Annotated in this window: 1 protein-coding gene; it reads right to left on the bottom strand. The window is 62.4% G+C overall.

Annotation, left to right across the window (positions count from 1 at the left end; all coding sequences use genetic code 11):
- Positions 1-1,054, bottom strand: a 1,054-nt coding sequence (locus A3730_RS04200; protein ID WP_231883841.1) for a thioesterase domain-containing protein, incomplete at its 3' end; no start/stop codon positions are given.
- Positions 1,055-1,088: the final 34 nt, after the last annotated feature.

Below are 1,088 nucleotides of genomic sequence, written 5' to 3'. Positions count from 1 at the left end.
AATGATCCGCCGGTACGGTGTCGCTGTGGGCGAAATCAACCCACGCGGCCAGCCCGTTCTCAAGAGTCCGGGCACGGCCCGCCGGCTCACTGGCCCACCAACTGTGTACCGGGGTTTGCAATGTCGGCAGCTGATAGCCCCAACACAAATCCCGCAAATGTTGCTCCACCGCCCAGGCATGCAATAACTGCGCAGCACTATCGGCCACCGCCGGCTCAATGGGTTGTGTGGCCAGCCATTGCGCAAAGTTCTGCGGCCACTGCGCCGGTTTGCTGTCACGCAGACGCGAAATGCAATCATCCAGCGCCGTGGACGACGCCGAGGTCAGCAGCATGCCCAGATGTTCACGTAACGTCTGCTGCGCCTGCGGCGATGACCACTGGTCTTCCGCCACTTCGTGGCCCGGCACATAGGTATCCAGCAAGCCTACAAAGGCCACGGTTTCACCGGCCTGCTCCAGCCGATGGGCCAGTTCCATGGACAAGGCGCCCCCCAGTGACCAGCCCAGCAGGTAGTAAGGGCCTTCCGGCTGCTGCTGACGCACCGTGCGGTAATAGCGTTCGGCCATTTCATTCAGTGACGGATCAAACCAGCCAGGCTCCAGGAAACTGCGCGATTGCAGGCCCCGTACCTGCCACTGCCCTTCCAGGCTGGCGGCCAGGGCCTGGTAACCGGTGGTGCGTCCCGTCACCGGATGCGGGCACCACAGCACAGGTAGATCCCCGGTCCGGTTCAGGGGCGTTACCAATGCCGGATCGGCACAGGCTTCACGGGGCGCATCCGCCAGAGCCAACAATGCCTGCAAGGCCTGACGGTAACGGCCACACCAATGCGCAATCTGCTGCTCGTCATACACACTGGAGGCAAAATCCCAGACCAGCTCCAGCTGACCGCCGACCACCTGACCGTTAATCGCCAGGGGCGAGGCCATGGGATTGTCGCCCGCCTGGGCAGAGCCACCACCGCGCAACGGCGTAAAGCCCTGAACCAAGGCATCGTCGTGGTACTGCCCCAGGTAGTTGAATGTAACCGGCGCATCGGGACTGTTATTCAATGGGGTGTCAGCAAGAAAGCGCAAAGCGCCATAG

Source organism: Alcanivorax sp. HI0044 (genome assembly GCF_001634945.1).
Note: the sequence above shows the minus strand (reverse complement) of the source record. Positions and strands in the feature narration are given on the sequence as shown.